We start from the raw sequence: 21,385 nt of genomic DNA on the forward strand, positions 1-21,385 counted from the left end.
GACGCGGCCATTAAAAAGATACCATATTTACCAAAAAAAGCCTCATCAATCCTTTTGCATCATTACTTAAATCATTTGACATTAGTATGGAGCTAGCTTATACTACATTTAGATAGATTTCAAAATGAAAGAGGGTATGTTAGGTGCAAGTTCAGGAAGCATTTAAAGCTTTAAGTGACCCAACCAGAAGAGCAATTATCCTTCTAGTTAAGGATCATAAAAAAAGTGCAGGTGAAATTGTCTCACAGTTTTCCAGCACCAATGCCACGATTTCTCATCATCTTGCAGTTTTAAAAGAAGCTGATCTCATCCTAGATGAACGTGATGGTAAATTTATCTATTATGAATTAAATAGCAAAACCGTAAATGACCTCATTGATTGGCTAAAAGCTTTAAAACGTACGAAATGAAATTCGTATCGGTAATTGCTTACCCCTTAGTGTATATGCATTGTATTCTAATGTATATCGTAAATAAGGTGAATCGCTTCTTTCGAAGATAGTATGCTGATAGCAGCCAATATCATCATTGTTTATTTGCTTAACTTTGATGATCAGTTTAATGATGTCCCTAATCTAAACGCATTGCCAACGGCAATAGAAAGGAAAAAGATCATGATTGAAATTAAACATGTTACAAAAGTTTACGGAGGTACACACAAAGCTGTTGATAACATCTCCCTTACCATACCGACGGGAGAAATCATAGGCTTTATCGGGCCAAATGGCGCTGGTAAGACAACAACCATTAAAATGATAACAGGCGTTTTAAATCCCGATGAAGGAGAAATTCTCATTAATGGAAAAAATATTGTCACACAACCTTTAGAAGCTAAAAAGGAATTTGGTATTGTTCCAGATAATGCGGATATCTTCTTGCGGCTAAAAGGAATTGAATATCTAAACTTTATGGCTGATATTTATGAAATTGATTCAGCAACCAGAAAACTACGGATTGCGCAATTAGCTAAAACCTTTGAAATGGAAAATGCATTAAATGATAAAATTTTATCGTATTCTCATGGTATGCGACAAAAAATTGTCATTATGGGTGTTTTGATTAGCGATCCTAATGTATGGATTTTAGATGAACCTATGACGGGCTTAGATCCGCAATCTAGCTACTCACTAAAGCAGATGATGAAAGAACATGCGGCAAAAGGCAATACGGTTTTCTTTTCAACACATGTCTTAGAAGTTGCTGAAAAGTTATGTGATAAAGTTGCCATCATTAATGCAGGAAGTATCATTTTCTTTGGTACGTTAGAGGAATTGCAACATAACCATCCAAATTGTGATTCTCTAGAATCCTTATTCTTGGAGGTTATATCTCATGCGTAAGTATTTCTCACTTACCCGCACATTATTTAAAAATGCAGCAGGTATGGTTGCGGATGGGAAAACAAAGAAAATGCGGGTTTACCTGTTATATGGTTTTTTAGCTATATGTTTCATCCCTTTGCTATTCATGCTGTATTATATGTTTCAAGAAGCTTTTAAAACGATGGCTCCCCTGCAACAAAGCGGCAGTATTTTAGCAGCCGGTTTTCATATGACAAATTTAGTAACGTTTCTATTCTCTATTTTCTTGATTCCCGGCGTTTTTTACTTCAGTAAAGACAGCGAAATCTTATTATCCCTCCCCTTAAAGCCCCAAACGATTTTAGCAAGTAAATTTAGTGTTTGTTTATTATATGAATATGTGTTTACGCTCATCGTTTTTCTTCCTTTAATAGCGGGATATTTGCAGAATGAATCAGTTAGTATACTATTTTATGTATTCGTGGTCATCATCGCTTTAACCTTACCGATTTATCCTCTCGTTCTTTCCAGCATTATTTCCATGCTGGTAATGCGCTTTGTGCCCTTTTTTAAAAATCGCGATCGCTTCAATATGATTGGTGGTATCTTAAGTGTTGCTTTCGCATTGAGTTTCTCTTATTTTATGAATTCTAGCGGAATGCAGCAAGAAGATCCTTCCGCCCTAGTGAATTTATTAATTGAAGGTAATAATTCTTTGATTTCCATGTTTGCCTATTTGTTCCCTGCAGTACCTTTTGCATCCCATGCCTTAATCAGCCAGGACATCTTGCAGCTAGGCCTTTACTTGCTGATTTTAATCGCAGCACTTGCTGTTTTCCTTATCATGGGAAAATATTTCTATTTCAAAGGGGCAATTGGATTCGATGAAACAAAGAGCACTCGTAAAGTATTAAATGATGTTGAAATGAAAAAAGCATTAACACAGAAATCAAAAGTATTTACGTATACGCAAAAAGAACTGCGATTGCTTTTACGTACACCAGTTTATTTTTTGAATTGTATTGGTACTTGCTTTATTTTCCCGATTGTCATTGTCATTTCCATCATGTCACAAGGTGAAAGTTTGAATTTAGCAGCCCTTAATCAAATAGATTTTAGTGGATATGCTTATTATGCCATCTTACCTGGATTAGCTATGGGCATGTTGATTGGTTGTATTAATATGATCAGTGCAACAGCCATATCACGAGAAGGCAGTAATGTCATGTTCATGAAGTACATTCCTATGCCTTTAGGAAAACAAATAATAGCTAAGATGAATGCCGGAATCATTGTCAGCGTTCTCACTATTCTCCTTTTATTCATTATTGCTTATATCCTCTTTCCAATGCTTCCTATCCTTTATTATATCATCGCTTTTATCAGTGCAATTATAGCTATTTTCTTGGGTAACGAGCTTTGCATTCTGCTTGATATGGCACATCCTAAGCTAGTATGGGAACAAGAGGCTGCTGCAGTTAAACAGAATATGTCCGGTATGATTGCCATGTTTGGGGGAATGCTAATAGCTGGCTTATTGATTGCAGCCTTATTCCTGCTTCCAAATGATCTTATCATGCCAATCTCCATAGGCATATGTATTGCCATCCTACTAATATCTGTAGTAATCTATAGCAAGATGGATACCATCGCTTGCAAATTATTTAAAAAGATATAAGGAGTGTTTATGAAAAAAATTCTGCTATATTTCGGTGATTATCAAGAGAAAAAGCCGATTCTTGAAACTATTCTTTCGGATATGCAGATTGCGTATCGTATCTTAACAGATACAGACTTGCAGCAACTAATTGGTTATCTGCTAGGCATACAGGATAAAGCCCAACAAGAAGTAACGCAAACTATGCATATGCACATTGATTTGATGTTTCTTGATGGGTTTAGTGATGAAGAAATTCAAGAACTGAATGCCCGCATGAAAGCGCAAGGAGTTAGTATGCCGCGCAAAGCCATGCGTACAAAACATAATGAAACATGGCGGTTAATTGATCTTTTAGAAGAAATCGAAAAAGAGCACGCATATTTTCAAACATTAGAAGAAATTCAGAAATTATTAATGGCAAGCAGTGAATTGCAAATGGATATATACACACCGGATAGTTGGAAAGCCTATGAATCCGCCTTTATCCAAGCATACGAGGTCTTGCAAAACCAAAGCGAACCAGATGTAGCCAAGGCTGCCTTAACAACCCTTACACAGGCAAAAGCGGCATTGCAAAAACGTTAAATAAAATAGCAAAAGCAGGTCTTATGCGTTCCTCCTGACAAAGGGCTTCTATCACGCATAGCACCTGCTTTTTTATGTGTAACCATCAGATTCTTCGAAAGCCTATGAAATTTTTATTAAATAAAGGTCCATTTTCTCCCATATAATAAACATTTTCACGGATTCCATCTTTCGTATTCATCGCTTCAATCACACGCACTTCATAACCATTGGAAATTTTCTTTTTACTGATTACCAAAGCAAAATGGTTTTTATAATGAACAATATCCCCCATTTTAATAGTTGCTGTCTTTTTGCCAATACTATGTCCGGCATAAGCCAACGCTCTAGGTACCTTATAGCCATTTTGACGATAAGCATAATAAATCAACCCAGAACAATCAAAGTTTTTAGGGCCACTGCCACCCCATTTATATGGCTTTTTTTTCTGTGCTATGGCCGTATCCACAACATCATATTTCGTATGGGATTTGCAGGTTGTAATACTTAGCGTACCTGTGTACTTGCCATCATAATGCTTTTTATTTCCAGCAGTAACATAGGTTTTTATCTTAAAATAATATTTCTTACCCGCCTGTAAACCGGTATTCTTATAAGATGTAGTCGCACAGTTTGTAATTGTTTTTATTAGACTATATTTGCCATGATAGCTAGTGCTGCGATAAAGCTTATATCGGGCATTATTGATCTTTTTCCAGTTGATGATCACCTTCCCTTTTCCCGGTGATGAAATGGAAGTGATTTTTGTTGTTGGTATTTGTGTCATAGCCATGGTTACATTACTATTACTTCCAACAAACTTCCATTGATAATATTTGCGAATCGGTTTTATCTTATAGTAATAGGTTTTTTTAGGGATAAGTGATGATGAGGCATCCGTATACGTAGTTGTATTTGCCGTTGTGGCAATTTTCACAAAGCCTTTTGTCTTACTGGTGGATCGATAAATTTCATAATTTGTAGCTCGTGTCGCTTTTTTCCATGTTATCTTTATTTGATTCGCATTAACGGCGCTTGCCTTAGCAGACGTTGAAGCGGGATTTCCTATACTGATAAAAGCGGAAACCGTATTAGAAATTGAACTTTTCACACCACTTGCTTCATTCTTGGCGATGATACGATAATAATATCGTTGATTTGGTTTGATTTTATCACCTTTTTGTACATAGCGATTGTCAGAAACACAAGCAATGGCTTTAAAACCTGTTGTACTTTGCGTAGAACGATAAATAGTATATATACTGGCATCCGGCACTTCCTTCCATGATAACGTAATTTGTGGACCACCACTTGCTTTCATGGATGGCTTTGCCAAGTGCATATTGCCACTGACAACCTTACTGAATGCTCCATAATTTGCCTTATTGTTAATGGTTCGTCTAGCTCTGACTTTATAATAATATGTTTGATTTGGTTTACAAGCGTTATTGACGCGATTTGTATAAAAAGTATAATAATTTTCAATTACCGCGATTCTTGTAAATCCCATCGTCGGTGAAGTTGAGCGATAAATTTCATAATATTTGGCTTTTTGTATACTATCCCATGACAAATGAAGATAGGAAGTATTTGCTTCCATTTTCACATTTGGAGTTGCTAACGGCTCCAGCGTTTCCGTTATTGTATTGCTATAAAGTGCTTCGTTTGTTCGTAGGGCTTTGATCTTGTACGTATAGGACTGATTTAAGGCAAGATCTGAATCCATATAGTTAAAGCTGAACACTTTATCTGAATGAGCTATGGTTGCTATTTTTACATAAGCTTTCGTCTTAGCCGTATATCGATATACTTCATAAGAAGTACTGCCTTCTACCGGATCCCAGTTTAATTGTACATATGGATCTATGCCAGAATAATCTATGACATAGGCACTCAGCATGGGAGCTGTCATCGATTGCAGACGATGATTAGTTAATGTGCTTGTAGCGATGAGCCGTGTTCCTGTATATGCCTCGATACGATAATAATACGTTGTATTCCCCTTATTCACCACCCTATCAGTATATTCTAAGTTCCCAACACTGCCTATATAGGTAAAATGTTCTGCATCACCTTCACTGCGATAAATTTTATAAACATCTGCTTCTGGCACCCATTGCCAAGTTAAAGTAATGGATGTCACATTTGATGTGCTGCTGACAGAAAACGGCAGCTGTTTTGCCATTTTATATTCTTGTGCATCAATTCTTTGCATACATACAATAAAAAAGAGAATTACTATTAAACTTCCCTTTATCCAATGTTTAAGACTTTGTATCCTCATCTCATCATCCCCTTGCTATGGTTTATTATAACGCATAGTCCTTCATCTCTCAAGTTTTTATATCATCAGGGTTTCCCAAATAAGAAAACCAGCAAACGATCTTATTCTGCTGGTTTTCATTCTATCTTGATAGTTAAGATTCTTCAAATTGTGAATTATACAGCTGTGTATAGAAGCCATTCTTGGCCATTAATTCTTGATGATCTCCGACTTCCACAATATCGCCATCCTTCATAACCAGAATCAAATCGGCATCACGAATCGTGCTTAATCGATGCGCAATGACAAAGCATGTACGATTTTCCATTAATTTTTCCATGCCCTTTTGAATCAGAACTTCCGTTCTGGTATCTACACTGGAAGTAGCTTCATCCAAAATTAAAATCTTTGGATCTGCTAAGAACGCACGTGCGATGGTTAACAACTGCTTCTGTCCTTGTGAGATGTTGCTGCTTTCTTCATCAATCATCGTATCATATCCATGATCTAAAGTACGAATAAAGTGATCAACATATGCAGCATCGGCTGCAGCCATGACTTCTTCATCTGTTGCATCTAATCTGCCATAACGCAGATTTTCCATAATCGTTCCATTAAACAACCATGCATCTTGTAACACCATGCCAAATAAAGAACGTAAATCACTGCGGCTAAACTGACGTATATCACAGCCATCCACATAAATCGTACCACTGTTTAATTCATAGAAACGCATCAACAGTTTTACGATCGTTGTTTTACCGGCACCAGTAGGTCCAACGATGGCAACACGTTTTCCGGCATTGATATACATCGAGAAATCATTGATGATAATTTTATCTGGTGTATATCCAAAATGAACATTTTCAAACGTCACCATACCGTCAATTAACGATTTTCCATCAGGTGCCGCAATCGGTTGCGGTGTCTTGGTCTCCGCTACTTCTTCCTCTTCGGCCAAAAACTCAAATACACGCTCTGCTGCGGCAGCCGTTGACTGCATGACATTCATTGTCTGCGCCAGTTGGGCAATTGGCTGATTAAAGCTACGAACATATTGAATAAAGGCAGTAATATCACCAATTTCAATAATACCATTCATGGCCAAATAACCACCTAAAATACATACACCGACATAGCCCAGATTACCTACAAACATACTGATTGGCTGCATCAATCCGCTTAGAAATTGTGATTTCCATGCAGAATTATAAAGTTCATCATTAAAAGTCTCAAACTGGGCAATACTTTTTTCTTCCCCATTAAAGGCTTTCATCACCATATGTCCGCTATACATCTCTTCAATATGACCATTGACATTACCTAAAGATGCTTGTTGACGGGCAAAGTATTTTTGTGAATGCTTTACAACCGTTGTTACCAAAATCAAAGATAATGGAATAACAATAAGAGCCATCAATGTCATTTGCCAACTGATGGTCAGCATCATGATTAAAAAACCAAATAGCTGTACAATTGAAGATAATAGTTGTGATAAAGATTGACTTAGTGTCTGCTGAATCGTATCAACATCATTAGAGAATCTTGACAATACTTCACCATGTGATTGTTTATCAAAATATGCGAATGGCAGTTTATTGATTTTTTCTGACATAGATGTTCGCAGATTATAAGATACTTTCTGTGACACGCCTGCCATCATCCAGCCTTGCACGAAATTACAGAAGGTTGAAATCAGATATAAACCAATTAAAAATAGTAATATTTCCGAAATGCGATCAAAATTAATTGCGCCACTTCCTCGTACTTTCGCAATAAAGCCAGTGCTTAATTCGGTTATAGCCTTTCCGCTGATTTTAGGACCTACAACCATAAAAATCGTTGAAAAGATGGCGAATATGAAAGAAATAATAATTTTTACATAATAAGGTTTCATGTAGCTAATTAACTGCTTCATCGTACCTTTAAAGTTTTTAGCCTTTTCAACCGGGCGTCCAGGACCGCGATGTCCTCCCATCGGCCCTTTACGCATTGGTGCAGAAGGACGGTTTGTTTTACTCATTTCCCAATTCCTCCTTTGACAATTGACTATAGGCGATTTCCTGATATACCTCACAGGATTTCATCAATTCTTCATGATTACCGATACCCACAACTTCACCCTTATCCAACACGACGATACGTTCGGCATGCATGATACTGGAAATACGCTGTGCTACCAATAATACCGTGCTTTTTGTTTCTTGACATAAAATATTTAACGCCTTGCGCAGTTTAGCATCTGTTTTAAAATCTAGAGCTGAGAAGGTATCATCGAAAATATAAATTTCCGGTTTTTTCACTAAAGCTCTGGCAATCGATAAACGTTGACGCTGTCCTCCAGATACGTTAGTTCCACCTTGTGTAATCGCTGTTTCATAACGTTCCGGTTTTTCTTCGATAAATTCTAAAGCCTGCGCAATTTCAGCGGCCTTCGCTAATTCTTCCTCAGTAGCATCTTCTTTAGCATAACGTAAATTGCTTTCGATCGTACCCGTAAATAACGTACCCTTTTGCGGCACATAGCCAATATGATCACGCAATTCATGCTGCGTCACATCTTTGACATTCACCCCATCTACATAGATCGCACCCTGCGTCACATCATAGAAACGAGGCACCAAATTAATAATCGTTGATTTCCCTGAACCTGTACTTCCAATAAAGGCCGTCGTCTGTCCTGGTTCCGCAGTAAAGGTGATATTTTTTAAGACATCCTCTTCTGCACCTGGATAACGGAAGGATACATTACGGAATTCAATGCGACCACGCTGATCATCTGCCAAGTGTTTTGGTGCTTGTGGATCTTCGATACTTGGTTTCGTATGCAAAATTTCCGAAACACGTCCAGCCGCTACACTGGCACGTGGAATCATGATAGAAATCATTGTAATCATCATGAAGGCCATAATAATCTGCATGGAATATTGCATGAACGCCATCATATCACCAACTTGCAAGCTGCCAGAATCAATCTGATGACCACCAACCCAAACAATCAGAATGGTTGCACTGTTCATAACCAGCATGATCAATGGCATCAAGGTAGACATTGCACGTGCTGTAAACATGTTTGTCTTCATAATCTTACTGTTAGCTTCTTCAAATTTTTCTTCTTCCTTTTTCTGATTATTAAAAGCACGAATGACTGGCATACCATCTAGCATTTCACGAACGACTGAATTTAAGCCATCCATTAATTTCTGCAAAATCTTGAATTTAGGCATAACAGTCGTAAAAGCCACCATCATGATACTTAAAATAACCACAATAACCAAAGCAATGATCCACGTCATATTGGCATTGGACTGAATTACTTTAATAATCGCACCAATACCAATGATCGGCGCATAAATAACAATACGCAAGATCATAACCAGTACCATCTGAATTTGCTGGATATCATTTGTCGTACGCGTAATTAAGGTATTGGTTGAAAATTTATTAAATTCTGCACTGGAGAAATGCTCTACCTTATGGAAAACATCCTTACGCAAATCACGGGAGAAGCCTGCTGCCACACGCGCTGCTAAAAAGCCAACCGCAACCGCTGCTACCGCAGAGCCTAATGCTACAAACAACATCAATCCGCCTTTCACAAACAAATATTGATATTGTATCGCATCCACATCCATACCCATGGCTTTATATTCATTTCGAACATATTGCGCATTAGCAGTATCTGCTGTGCTTTCCCCCATTGCCTTCATTACTTTATTCATATCTTTCTTCATTTCCTGCAGTTTTTCATGCGGCATCATCTGCATGGCCATGAAGACATCCACACCTTTTGGAAGTTTCTGGATCATCTCCATCATTTCCTTTTGTTCTTTACTAACTTCTTTGCTATCCATTGCATCTTTATCTTTTATCTTATCTACCGCTTGTTCAATGCCCATCACGATTGTTTCTGAGCCAGATAATGCATGCTTGATTGCTGTTCTGGTATCAGCATCAATGTCTTGCAACAGATAAACGTTTTCCTTTTTTAATGCAGGGTAATCATCCTTTGCTTCCTGCTTTGCGGATGCCGGTGTCATGAGGGTATAGTGTTTTTCAAAGAGCTTTTGCTCTTTTTCTTCCATAAACACCTTTAACTTTTGATATTCACTTTCGCGTATCGCTTCTGGAACACCGTCTTCTATACCACCGGCATTAATTCCGATATTTACAATATCAGACATATAATCCGGCATTGCCAGTTCACACATCGCCTGTCCAAATAACAATGCGACGATTATAAGGATCGACATCAGAAACGGTTTCGTATAGCGTCTTAATTTCAGCATTTCCCTGTCTCCTTTCCTTCTTCTTTCTTGCGTTCACATTTGAAAAACGTAAAACCTTTTTCCAAAATACGTACAAATGCTTCTGCATCATCTTCACCAAGTTCAGCGATGAATGCAATGAGTTGCTGTTTCATATGCTCTTCCATTTCCTGCACCATCTGCTTTGCTTCATCACTGACACGAACATACACACTTCGACGATCTGATTCAAGAACGGTACGTTCCACCCAGCCCTTCTTTTCAAAGTTTTTGATGCATTGTGAAACAGCCGCCGGAGTTATCTGAAAATATGCACTGATATCACTCATTTTAACCAAATCGCCCATTTTAATAATGGCATCCAGCATCATGATATCTCGATGTTTCACATTTGGCTGTTTTTGCCCCGTAAAGGCAGCATCACGGCGATGTGTATACACAAGATGTGTTATTTTCCGGACAATATCCATTTCATCCATCGTATCCCTCCTAAAATAGTTAAGTAGCTTAATAGTTAACTACCTTAACTATTATAGTGATATCTTTCAGACAGTCAACCATTTTGCATGACTTCACATAGTTTTCACATCATTATTAGAAAACGAATGCTTACATCATCGAAACATTTTTTCGTTTTCTCGTAAACTATGTAAAGATAAGATCGTATGTAGATGAAAAAAACAGGAACTTTTTACAAAGTTTCCTGTTCACTATAAGCTTCTTCATTCGCTTTTTCTAAAGCGAGAATCGTTTCCATAAAAGAATCCGCTTTTTCCTTAAAATACATGCGGTTGCCATGTTGCTGCACATATTGGAAATGAATTTGGGCTTCCCGCATATCCTGTTCAACAAAAGAGATCAAGCCTAAATAATAGTGAGAATCTACCAATTGAAATGGCATCGCTTGCGCTTGCAATCCTTGCATATAATAAGTTCTCGCCTTACGGAAATCCTGTTTCATCAGATCCAATTTATTTTGAATGCTTGCCAATGCCTGCTGGGCAAACATGTTCATAGGACCTGCCATATTGCCTTTTTTACTTTTCTCACATTCCTGCAAGTGATGTTTTACCATACTTTCATCACCAAGTTGATAATAAGCATATGCCATCAACGTATGATAAGGATATACAAACCCATTACGAGATGGATTGCTGGTAACCAAAACATCAATGGCCAGATGAGGGTCATTAAGATAGATCATGCACTGTGCCAATTGCTGTGTCAATGGGAAATTCTTTTTCTTATGTGCTTTTTTCGCTAACGCAAAGATGGCACTGGCACATGCCTGAGGATCACATTTATCATACAATAGTGCGATAATCGGCTGTAAAGCCTTATTTTTATACTTCGTAAGCTGAAAAAACAGCATCATGTACAACAGACCAGCCGCCATAACAATAAATAAATCTTCTACATACATCAATACAAGAAATAAAGCTAAGATTCCACTGAAATATAAGATATTCACACGAAGCATAATATTCCATGCATTTTTACCATAAATCTCGCAGGTTTCATCATAATGATGATGCAGGCGATATACACGCTCTACCTCTTGTACACTGGTTACGGTATTTTTATCTAGCATGCGCTTTTTACCACGATTCGGCACAGTCAGCCAGCCATAGATACATACGACAAATGCCGGTAACAGTAATACCATGCCTGCTAAAATAATTAGCTCACTTGCCAAAAAGAAAATCATCATAAAGATAAAATAATTAATATTAAAGCGCTGCATCAGCTGAAACATTAACATTAAACCATTCACCAATCCACCAATTGCCAATGCTCCCATAAGGTAAGGAGTCATTGGATCCTGTAAGATTGCTTTATCGCTTGTCACCATTTCTAAAGTGGCAAGTAAACCTTCTCTTTGCCAACCTAATGCCCCAAATACGAGCGCGCCGATGATAACGCCTGTTGTCATATACAGTAAATGTCGTTTACATTCATATTTCCACATAATAGCCTACCTCTTTTACTTCACTGTACCATACTATATCATAAAACCGCCAAAAGCAAAAGAAAAACTCCCTGGACCAGCGGAATTTTTCAATCTTTTTACATCTTCATCTACATCTGGAATCAATACATGTATGCTTAATCACTACTGAGTTCATTTCCATTCATCATATTACGACAACCATATAGGATAATACCGGAAAGCACAAAATTAATGAGCAAATTGTAGATCGTTATGCTATTCATCATTGCTATTGTCAATGTATTTTGTGATATCATATAAATCAGTACCCCGGTAGATGGAATCGCTGCTAAGATCATTAAAAGCATGCGCAACATATTTTCCATCATTACATTGTTACGACTTTTTAAAATACGTAAAGATAAAACGGTCGTGGCAAGAAATAAGAAAGCATAACCACTCAACATAACAAAATATTGCAATGCCTCTTTGAAATCCGGCTGCAAAAGGATATAAGCACTTACGATAGCGATTAACAAGACAAGGAAGGTCTTAATGATAGTAGGAAGCATGACATACCATAGTTTCTTTAATGGGGCATCCGGAATCAGATATATCTGATAATTTTTCATATCCCGCATAAAATCACTATTTTGAATCATGGAAAACATCCAAAAGATCAACATATAGCAATAAAAGCTAAAGCCTAGGCCCATGATGAGCGTTATAACTAAATAAATACCCACAAACATGACATCCTGCATACGAATAAAATCATTCGTTTTCCGCATTAACAACATATTTTTTGAAAAAATAGCTTTCGCCCCTTCTTGAAAAGCAAATTGGACGTCTTTAACCTTACGATCCGCAAAAGAATCCGTCTTGCCTTCTTTTATGGCTTTATAACGCTTGCTGAAAGCCTGAGCATCCGCCATAACATCTTCGACAAAATCCTTGCGATAACAAGACATGCATAAGAAAATCACGATACATGCACCTATCAACAATACGCTGCCAATCAGCATCTTGTAAAAATCATGGGCAACATAGGAAACTAAAATCAGTTTTACCCAGCCAAATACAGGTACCAAATGAAATGGTGTACCCGCGACAAATTCCATACCACTTTTTGTAACATCAAAATCATTTGCTACTAAAACAACAAGGAATATTATGGCAACTAAGAATAGACATGCTAGCGGAATGATACGTATCAGCTTTTTCATTTTTGCATTTTCTAATCCTCTTAAATACAAGTAATATTGGGTGGTCAGAAAAAAGAAATATAAAAGTGATTGCGTCAAAAAGACCAAAAGCAGAAAGCCGCCATCAAATGCAATGTGACTTCCCAACATCACGATCATAAAAAGATTAATCGCGCCAAATAATAATGCTGAAACTACTACACTAACCATCAAATACTGCATGACGGCACTGCGTTTAAATGGTGCAGTAAATAAGTAAAAAGCATCATCTTCCGTGAATAGAGCCATTTTTTTCTGCATCATCATCGTTGTTACCATCAAGGCACTAAATCCGATATTTACCAAAATTACCATAGAAACATCCTGGAGATTTCCCACAGACATCGCAATTTCCGGATGTGATAATGCCATTACAATCAAGGCACCATAAAGCAAAATCATTATAATCGTAAAGATTGCGCTGGAAGGTTTTGAAAAAATATTTCGTATCGTACCTTTTAATTTTAATAAATACAACTTTCCTAATACTTTCATGACGCCTCCCCCACTTCATGCTGCGTAGAAGTAAAAAACAATTCTTTTAAGGTTTGCTCCTGTAACCCTTCCTTACGTACATGGGCGACAATATGCCCCTTATTCATGATATAGGCTTCATCCCATATGGCATCGATGACATCTATGATATGCGTAGATATTAAGATAGCAACCCCTTCTTCTTTAAGTTGTTGGAATAACTGCAAAGTTTCCTCTATACTGGCAGGATCTAAACCAACCATTGGCTCATCCACTAATAACGCCTTGGGCGCAATCAATAAAGCCAGCAGCATACTTACCTTTTGACGCATGCCCTTACTTAGTTCCTTTACCAACTTTTTACGTTTTGATGATAAATCAAACATCGTGATGTAGTGTTCTGCTCTTTCTTGATAATGCTCACAACGATAAGCCTTTCCAATAAACTCTACATGTTCATCTATCGTTAATAGATCATAAAGTACCGGCGTTTCCGGAATATAACCGAAAATGCGTTTTGCCTCTAGCATATCATTGGCATATCCGCCAATCTTAATTTCACCTTGATAACGTAATAAATTTGCAATACTTTTGATCGTGGTAGATTTCCCAGCTCCATTAGGACCTAACAGTACCGTTATCTCACCATCTTTTGCCAATAAACTAATATCATCGACAGCCTTAAACTTCCCATACGTTTTTGTTAAATGTTTTACTTCGATCATAATTTTCTCCTTTTTTCATTTTCCTTTTTCTTATTTCTTAAACAAATATTGTTCCTTGTGATCGCGATACAACGGATATCGCCAATACATAGAAAACAAGGTGGCGATGAAAAGCATCCATGCTCCAAGGCGAAGAAAGCGCCATAGGATATGCAAAGAGGGAACGATATCTGATAGGAACGGCATACTAAGCATAATGAACAGACTGCCTAAACAATAACACATACTGCGTTGAAAGCTCCACATCGTAATGCATAACTTTCGCTTATGTTTGCGAAACTGCGTACCGATCAAAAGCATGAATAAACCTCCTATACATCCACAGCCAAAAGCAAATAGATACATAAATATGGCAGCCTGTTTAATCAAGAAAAAGCTAAACAAGCTAACAAACGCTAATACCAACAATAGATATTTTGCAGTTTTACCGGTACCGGTATATTCTTCACTCAATGTCGCATGATCACTGTGTAAGGGAGGCGTTCCTTGCTTTGCCATAAAAAACCATGTACTAGAGGAGTTACAGGTAATTTGTTCCCATCCTGCTGCCGCAAAAAGATCTAGATATTCTTGCGCGTCTTCTTTCTTTACCTTATTTAGATCATAGCTGAAAATAAGATCTTGTGGTTCTTCTTTATATAAAACATAAGATAAACCACTGAACTTTCTAAAAATCCAGCCATCCAGGGCATATGCATGCAGCATTTCCATCTCTTCTTCTCCACAAAAGGCTAAACCTCCGCATAATATTTGTTTCGTTTTTCTTTTTTCCTTCATACAATCCCCTTCTTTAAAGCCTTATTAGCATCTTCCACCATACGCTCACGCCGTTTCACTTCTTGGCATAAAATACGTTTTCCTTCTTGTGTAATGAGGTAAGTCTTGGTGCGGCTATCACTTGTAAGCTGCTGGATCCATTGCAATTTCGTCAGTTTTTTCAACAGCGTATATAATGTTCCCGGCCCCATCTGCATCATGCCATCACTTAATTCTTCAATATATTTCATGATGACATAACCATAACGCTCCTCTAACAAAGCCAATAATATATAAAACATTGCATCTGTCAGCTGTTCATTTTCCTGCGTTGCCTGTTTTGACACACATATCAACTCCTATTATATCGCAAATGGATATATCCATTACAGATATAGTTTAACAGAACATAGATACTATGTCAAGCAGTCTTACCGCAATAGAAAACCATCTTTTAAATCATCATGCAATGAAAACACGATACTGAAGCAAAATATTAAAGCAAAATGCAGAAACAAAATACAATTACCAGAAACAAGGGTTTATCAGTTCATAATAAAAAAAGAAATCTCTTTATTTGCTTAAGGCAAATGAGGGATTCCTTTTCTAAGATGCTTTTACGATAACACTTATATTTATTCGATAAAGCCTTCCGGCGTACACCTGTGCTTTTGTCGTTTATCTTTTGCGGCTAACCCGATAAAAGTTGTTTCCGCTGGAACATCCGTAATGACCACGGCGTTTGCACCGACTTTCGCATGATCACCAATCGTAATGTTTCCTAAACATTTTGCCCCTGCTCCAATCATAACATGATTCCCCAATGTAGGATGTCGCTTAGCATGCTCTTTCCCCGTACCACCTAAGGTGACACCATGATAAATATGGCAATCATCACCAATTATGGCAGTTTCTCCAATGACTACACCAATTCCATGATCGATCAGTAAACCACGACCAATTGTTGCCCCCGGATGAATCTCAATACCGGTCCAAAAACGGGCAATGTTGGAATTAAAGCGAGCAAGGAAAAACAGATGATGCCGATATAGAAAATGCGATACCCGATGAAATGCCAAGGCTTTGATATGCGGGTATAACAACAGCACCTCTAATTTAGAATGAGCAGCCGGATCATTCTCCAATGAGCGATTTAAGTTATGATTGATATCCTTTAATACGCGAAACATTAGTCAAAATCCAATACGGAAAGATATTTCTCTCCGCCATCCGGTGCGATCGTAACAATCTTTTTATTTGGATAATAGGCAGCTAATCGTTTTGCTAAAGCAATATTGCCACCACTGCTGATACCAACGAGTATACCAGTGGTACGCGCAAAGTTTTTGGTTTCTTCAATTGCTTCTTCATTGCTGATCAACATCACATCATCTGCTAATTCTTTATCGAAATTAGCAGGGATAAAATTTGTGCCAATTCCTTGAATTTTATGAGGTCCTGGCTGATGCCCACTGATGATAGCACTGTCTTTGGGTTCTCCGGCTACACAGCGAATATTTGGATTAGCTTCCTTTAAACGACGAGCAACTCCTGTAAACGTGCCGCCGGTTCCAATGCCGGCCACAAAAATATCCACATCCGGTAATTGCTCCAGGATTTCCTTGCCCGTAGTTTCATAATGAAACTGGGGATTATCCGGATTATCAAACTGTGATAAAGTGATGTAGTTAGGATGTTCTTTCTGTAAGCTTGCCAATGCATCTAATGATCCCTGCATTCCTTTTGCACCTTCGGTTAAAATCAATTCCGCTCCATATGCCTGAATGAGTTTACGTCGTTCCATACTCATAGTTTCTGGCATAATGATAATGACTGGCAAATGATAAATTGCTCCTAACATGGCTAAAGCAATCCCGGTATTGCCACTGGTAGCTTCAATCAAAACACTGTCTTTTTTTATCGTGCCTTTTTCCATAGCCTTTTTCAACATTCCTAAGACAGCACGATCTTTAATACTTCCAGCAGCGTTAAACTTCTCTAATTTTACATAAATATTGGTATTTTCTATACGATATAATGGCGTATTGCCAATTAATTTCAGCGTTTCTTTCATAAACGTTATTTTCCTCCTATTGTTTTACGATATGTTTTTCTTATGCATCTCTTTCGCAACAACATCGTTTCTGAAGCAGGTCATCTGTACATCGCAATCCAACCCTTTCCATACTATATTCTATAAGCTGATGAAACATACAAGTACCTCCTTCTCTACAATAGTATATGCATTCATACAAAGAAAGTCAGTTTTGACGCTCTTTGTTTTTTTATTATGACACATTTCACCAAAAAAAGAAACTGATTTACCATCAGTTTCTGAAAATCAATGTAAATTATTGGAAATATAAGAAATCACTTGCTGGTTATATGAGTGATATTCTTTAACTGGATGGATATGGTTCCATCGGGCTGATTTTTGAATTCGACAAATTCCTTCGTATTCATATAGTCCACAGGTATGATAATTTCAATTCCTTTATCTGTTTTAATCTTCTGTACTTTATCTGAGCGAGTCGGCTTTACATATTCCACCTCAATGGCAGTCGGCACCCCCTGTTTCTTCAACGCTTCTTTAAACTCTGCTTTAGCAAGTGGTTTTTCTGCAAATAATTCTTCTGCTATTTCATCAATTTGAATCGGCTTACTATTTTCGATGTTATCTACCAACATGCTCTTCATTTTCGGAACAATATCAACTTCATCCATTTCATACTTATCACTCATTTCTTCTGTTAACTTGGTGATGCTTTTCACACTTTCTTTATACGAAGGCATTGTCGTACTTTGTAAAATGACCTCCGCATAAAAATTTACCTTTTCACCTTCAATCTCTACCTTATTTTCCACACAACACAGACTTTCATCGGATAGTTCTATAAGAAATGCGCGATCTTTTGCTGTTAACGTAGAACTGATCAATGCTTTGTAAGGTATTATTTCTGTAATTATGGAATCTTCCTCATTTTGAACCGTATGAGTAATACCTTGCGTACAGGCATTATCGAGCACCAATACATAACGACGTTCATCCTTTAATAATAAAGCCACAATAAAATCGCTAACATAGTATTGGGCATGCTCCATCTTTTTATCAAATACATACTGTGCCAATTTCTGCGAAAAGGTTTCAAATGTGATACTATGATCTTTTAATTTCACAAGCAGCTCTTTCACATAACTCGTTTCGCGAAAAACGCCCCTTTTACGAGAGGCACTATGGAATACTTTTTCTGCCTTGCTACTCAACATCTTTGCTATCACATCGTCTTCTTTTTTCATACATCCTTCTGATAGGATACACGTATTGTGTTCACAATCCAAAACATGGACAATTTTCTTTTCAAATTCTAACATCATGCTTCCTCTTTTCCATTTTCTCTGCTATTCATCATACCTTATTTTCATTATTTTGCCTATAGGATGAATTCACAAATTTCTCACATGATTTTTTACACAGAATATGATACATTGATTATATATCAGAAAAAAGGTGGTAATGGCATGCAGAAAGCAATATTTTCCAGAGTAGATCTAACAAGCGATAACGACTTACTGGCAAAAGAATTTGTCAGTTGTATACAAGATTTAATTGAGGTTGACGATGTACAGGAATTAAAAGCCTTTTCTCAGCATATGGATACTTCACGATTTCAACATTCTCTGAATGTTTCTTATTATTCTTTCTTATTCGCACGAAAATTTCGTTTAGACACCTACAGTATCGCACGTGCCGGCTTACTACATGATTTATATTTTTATGACTGGCGAACTAAGAACAATCGTCCCATGGAAGGCAGACATTGTGCAATTCATCCTTTAATTGCTTTAGAAAATGCTAAGAAAACCTGCACAATCAATCCTGTGATAGAAGATGCCATTGTTCATCATATGTGGCCAATGACCCTTCATATGCCTAAAACAAAAGAAGGATGGCTTCTGCAAGCTGTTGATAAGTATTGTGCACTATCTGAAATCATTTTACAAGGTAGCCGCAAAGTTCGTTATTCTAGAGCAGCTGTTTCTTTTTTAACTATTTGCTCTTTCGCAACTCAGATATGGAAATAATACTGTTTATGCATACTGCTGTGAAATATTTTGATATGTGTACTATAATAGGTTCTATATGATGGCATATAGAACCCTTTTTTTATGTTTCCAGCATCCCTTTTTCTTTCAATTTGCCTATCAGGAAATCGCGAAAGCTGAATTCTTCACTATCCTGCATTCCCACAAAATACACGAATTCTACATCTTCGTGTTGAAATAAAAATAGCTCATGTGGATTTAAAATACCTTCCGGATAGTAACATGCCGCATAATCATAAATTTTTTTCGTGGTGGCTTCCTCTTGGATACGACCGCATATCATGATTTTTTTCGTCCCCTTTTTTAAAGTGACGATACTGCCCAAAGGCAGTAATTCCTGTAGATTCGTTTTATTCATATGTACTCCTTTATTGCCTTATCGATCAGTAATTTACTTTTACACGGAAACCCAGACCAGCTAACAAACTGCCTTTTGCTCCAAATGAAAATTCTCCTTTTTTACTGGAAAACTCAGCTCCTGCTCCGATAGCACCTAATTCACCAGTGCCAGTTGCTGTTATGCTCACGCCCAAAATCGTTATGCTGCCTTTTACTTCACCTTGTACTGCTGCTGCACCAACTTCACCCTTTAAAGTAAGCTCTTCTTTATTTAAGACAGCTGTCCCTTCCGCCTTAACAACACCAACTCCCACACTTGCTTCACCATCCGCGTACACATAAGAATTACCTAAATGAATATCGGCAACTGCCTGTGCCAAGGCTGCTTTTGCCACCAAGCTGACGGTTAGTGAAGGAGAGAAACCTTGATTATCATACAACGAAAACTTAGCATCCCCACTGACACTGGCACTTCCAACACTCGTTGATAAATTTCCTTGCGCATACGTTTCATGAAATCCCACAGAAAATTTCACAACATCCAGTCCAGCATAAATCCCTGCACAGACACCATTTTGCAAATAACTAAACAAGGATTTATCTTTGCGAAAAGACGTATGCCAGCGCATAGAATGATCCATCGTGTATGTTTGATATTGCAAATGATCACTTATCGCCTTTGCTTTGCTGCTCAATGACGATTCCATATTTTCATAAGCTGTTGCACTCGTTTTTAAGTGTGTACAAAGTTGTTGCTGTTTTGTTTGTAAAAGTGAAAGTGATCGTGATAACTGTGACAACACATGAGGTTGAATAACATCACTAGTTACCTTTTGCAGTTTTTGTAAATCCTGATACAGTTGTGACAAAGGAAGTGTCTGCAGCAATAGCTCAGCATCTTTCAGCCTTCCAGTATTAATACATGTCAATGCATGTTAAATGGCAAATATTTTACTATTTTTTATATCTGCAGCCACCTTCTTTGCTGTTGCAGTTCTTTTAACATAGAACGAATCACTTGCAATAAAAGCGAATTTTCATTATTATCTTCAACTGTCTGCAAAATGACAGTCACCTGATTCAGCAGTTGTTCACATTGCGTCAAATGTAATTCATAAGCATAGCTGTATGCATTCATTTAACGAAATTGATCTGCTCCGGCCTGTAGCTGCTGTTCCAGTGTATGATAGGTATCTACCGTCTGATCGAGAAAACGGGCATAAGATTCTACAACACTTCGATAGTTATCAAAAACGGGGAGTAAACTGTGAAATCTTGTTCGCAAAGTTTCTGACGCCGGACTCTGCCAATAAGCAGCCAACTGATTCATTGTCATACTAATATCTTGCAAACAATGATTCAATTTCTGATTTTGAGTACGGATGGCAGCGGCACAGCCTTGAACTTGTGCCAGCGTGATCGTTAAAGTATCCATGTATACGCCCTCCTAATTTATTAGATGCCGTGCTTGTTGTGCACGTTCATTCTGTGTATTGCGATATGCCCTAGCCGATGCTTTTAAAAATTCTGCATACTCCTTCATCAAATTTCGCATTGAGGCAAAGTCTTTCACAAAGCCATTAATTTGCTGAACAAATGCCTGATTATCCTTTCCTTGCCAATTATTTCCCATCGTTTGAACATCTTGAAACAAACGACGATATTCACGTTCATAATTCATATACATCTGTTCTATGTGAGAAGCGCTTGCCTCTAGTCGTGCTGGATCTACATTGATTTTTACACTCATGATAAAC

General features: G+C 37.5%; 22 protein-coding genes. 5 read left to right on the top strand and 17 right to left on the bottom strand.

The features are described 5' to 3' along the window. Positions 1-143 precede the first annotated feature (143 nt). The 4 genes from LI241_RS07930 to LI241_RS07945 all read left to right on the top strand — a co-directional run bounded on the left by LI241_RS07930 (position 144) and on the right by LI241_RS07945 (position 3,546). Positions 144-410 carry an autorepressor SdpR family transcription factor gene (locus tag LI241_RS07930; protein WP_008687756.1) on the top strand — a complete coding sequence of 89 codons (267 nt, stop codon included), beginning with the start codon at positions 144-146 and terminating at the stop codon, positions 408-410. A 204-nt stretch (positions 411-614) separates the two neighbouring features. Beyond that, entirely contained in the window at positions 615-1,340 is a 726-nt protein-coding gene (locus LI241_RS07935) for an ABC transporter ATP-binding protein (protein ID WP_026006731.1), read from the top strand. Next, complete coding sequence (locus tag LI241_RS07940) at positions 1,333-2,979, top strand: membrane protein (protein WP_008687753.1); 1,647 nt, start codon at positions 1,333-1,335, stop codon at positions 2,977-2,979. The genes LI241_RS07935 and LI241_RS07940 overlap by 8 nt, the downstream gene beginning before the upstream one ends. A 9-nt stretch (positions 2,980-2,988) precedes the next feature. Then, complete coding sequence (locus LI241_RS07945) at positions 2,989-3,546, top strand: DUF3783 domain-containing protein (RefSeq protein WP_227151129.1); 558 nt, start codon at positions 2,989-2,991, stop codon at positions 3,544-3,546. Between the two features lie 85 nt (positions 3,547-3,631). On the opposite strand, the gene LI241_RS07950 is transcribed toward LI241_RS07945, so the two are convergent. The 12 genes from LI241_RS07950 to LI241_RS08005 all read right to left on the bottom strand — a co-directional run bounded on the left by LI241_RS07950 (position 3,632) and on the right by LI241_RS08005 (position 18,557). Further along, positions 3,632-5,710, bottom strand: coding sequence for an NlpC/P60 family protein (locus tag LI241_RS07950; protein WP_226896973.1), 2,079 nt, complete (start codon positions 5,708-5,710; stop codon positions 3,632-3,634). A 232-nt stretch (positions 5,711-5,942) separates the two neighbouring features. Then, a complete protein-coding gene (locus tag LI241_RS07955) occupies positions 5,943-7,811 on the bottom strand; it encodes an ABC transporter ATP-binding protein (RefSeq protein ID WP_008687747.1) in 1,869 nt (622 codons plus the stop codon). Next, entirely contained in the window at positions 7,804-10,077 is a 2,274-nt protein-coding gene (locus LI241_RS07960; RefSeq protein WP_008687744.1) for an ABC transporter ATP-binding protein, read from the bottom strand. Before LI241_RS07960 ends, LI241_RS07955 begins: the two co-directional genes overlap by 8 nt. Then, on the bottom strand, positions 10,071-10,535 hold the full coding sequence (locus tag LI241_RS07965) for a MarR family winged helix-turn-helix transcriptional regulator (RefSeq protein ID WP_008687742.1): 465 nt from the start codon (positions 10,533-10,535) through the stop codon (positions 10,071-10,073). The genes LI241_RS07960 and LI241_RS07965 overlap by 7 nt, the downstream gene beginning before the upstream one ends. 212 nt (positions 10,536-10,747) lie before the next feature. After that, the gene (locus LI241_RS07970) at positions 10,748-12,025 is read right to left on the bottom strand and encodes a hypothetical protein (protein ID WP_008687740.1); all 1,278 of its coding nucleotides are present in this window, start codon (positions 12,023-12,025) and stop codon (positions 10,748-10,750) included. Between the two features lie 137 nt (positions 12,026-12,162). Further along, positions 12,163-13,725, bottom strand: a complete 1,563-nt coding sequence (locus tag LI241_RS07975) for a putative ABC exporter domain-containing protein (protein WP_008687738.1) — start codon at positions 13,723-13,725, stop codon at positions 12,163-12,165. After that, positions 13,722-14,429 carry an ABC transporter ATP-binding protein gene (locus LI241_RS07980; RefSeq protein ID WP_008687736.1) on the bottom strand — a complete coding sequence of 236 codons (708 nt, stop codon included), beginning with the start codon at positions 14,427-14,429 and terminating at the stop codon, positions 13,722-13,724. Before LI241_RS07980 ends, LI241_RS07975 begins: the two co-directional genes overlap by 4 nt. A 30-nt stretch (positions 14,430-14,459) precedes the next feature. Beyond that, a complete protein-coding gene (locus LI241_RS07985; protein WP_008687734.1) occupies positions 14,460-15,206 on the bottom strand; it encodes a DUF2812 domain-containing protein in 747 nt (248 codons plus the stop codon). Further along, positions 15,203-15,532 carry a PadR family transcriptional regulator gene (locus tag LI241_RS07990; RefSeq protein ID WP_008687732.1) on the bottom strand — a complete coding sequence of 110 codons (330 nt, stop codon included), beginning with the start codon at positions 15,530-15,532 and terminating at the stop codon, positions 15,203-15,205. The genes LI241_RS07985 and LI241_RS07990 overlap by 4 nt, the downstream gene beginning before the upstream one ends. A 288-nt stretch (positions 15,533-15,820) precedes the next feature. Continuing rightward, entirely contained in the window at positions 15,821-16,375 is a 555-nt protein-coding gene (gene epsC, locus LI241_RS07995) for a serine O-acetyltransferase EpsC (protein WP_008687730.1), read from the bottom strand. Continuing rightward, positions 16,375-17,259 (bottom strand): cysteine synthase A, encoded by an 885-nt coding sequence (gene cysK / locus LI241_RS08000; protein ID WP_227151127.1) that lies wholly within the window; start codon positions 17,257-17,259, stop codon positions 16,375-16,377. Before cysK ends, epsC begins: the two co-directional genes overlap by 1 nt. A gap of 296 nt (positions 17,260-17,555) precedes the next feature. Continuing rightward, entirely contained in the window at positions 17,556-18,557 is a 1,002-nt protein-coding gene (locus LI241_RS08005; RefSeq protein WP_008687727.1) for a nucleoid-associated protein, read from the bottom strand. A gap of 147 nt (positions 18,558-18,704) precedes the next feature. Here LI241_RS08005 and LI241_RS08010 point away from each other — a divergent pair, with 147 nt between their 5' ends. Then, a complete protein-coding gene (locus LI241_RS08010; RefSeq protein ID WP_008687724.1) occupies positions 18,705-19,268 on the top strand; it encodes an HD domain-containing protein in 564 nt (187 codons plus the stop codon). A gap of 82 nt (positions 19,269-19,350) precedes the next feature. Here LI241_RS08010 and LI241_RS08015 read toward each other — a convergent pair whose 3' ends face one another. The 5 genes from LI241_RS08015 to LI241_RS08035 all read right to left on the bottom strand — a co-directional run bounded on the left by LI241_RS08015 (position 19,351) and on the right by LI241_RS08035 (position 21,378). Then, entirely contained in the window at positions 19,351-19,647 is a 297-nt protein-coding gene (locus LI241_RS08015) for a DUF4176 domain-containing protein (RefSeq protein ID WP_008687722.1), read from the bottom strand. A 25-nt stretch (positions 19,648-19,672) separates the two neighbouring features. Beyond that, on the bottom strand, positions 19,673-20,515 hold the full coding sequence (locus LI241_RS08020; protein ID WP_017144684.1) for a hypothetical protein: 843 nt from the start codon (positions 20,513-20,515) through the stop codon (positions 19,673-19,675). A gap of 74 nt (positions 20,516-20,589) precedes the next feature. Further along, on the bottom strand, positions 20,590-20,766 hold the full coding sequence (locus LI241_RS08025) for a hypothetical protein (RefSeq protein WP_008978628.1): 177 nt from the start codon (positions 20,764-20,766) through the stop codon (positions 20,590-20,592). Beyond that, positions 20,767-21,063: a pore-forming ESAT-6 family protein gene (locus tag LI241_RS08030; RefSeq protein WP_008687718.1), complete on the bottom strand. Its 297-nt coding sequence runs from the start codon at positions 21,061-21,063 to the stop codon at positions 20,767-20,769. A 12-nt stretch (positions 21,064-21,075) separates the two neighbouring features. Next, positions 21,076-21,378 (bottom strand): WXG100 family type VII secretion target, encoded by a 303-nt coding sequence (locus tag LI241_RS08035; protein ID WP_008687713.1) that lies wholly within the window; start codon positions 21,376-21,378, stop codon positions 21,076-21,078. Positions 21,379-21,385: the final 7 nt, after the last annotated feature.

It is taken from the genome of Longicatena sp. 210702-DFI.1.196 (genome assembly GCF_020563125.1).
Classification (GTDB): Bacteria; Bacillota_I; Bacilli_A; order Erysipelotrichales; family Erysipelotrichaceae; genus Longicatena; species Longicatena caecimuris.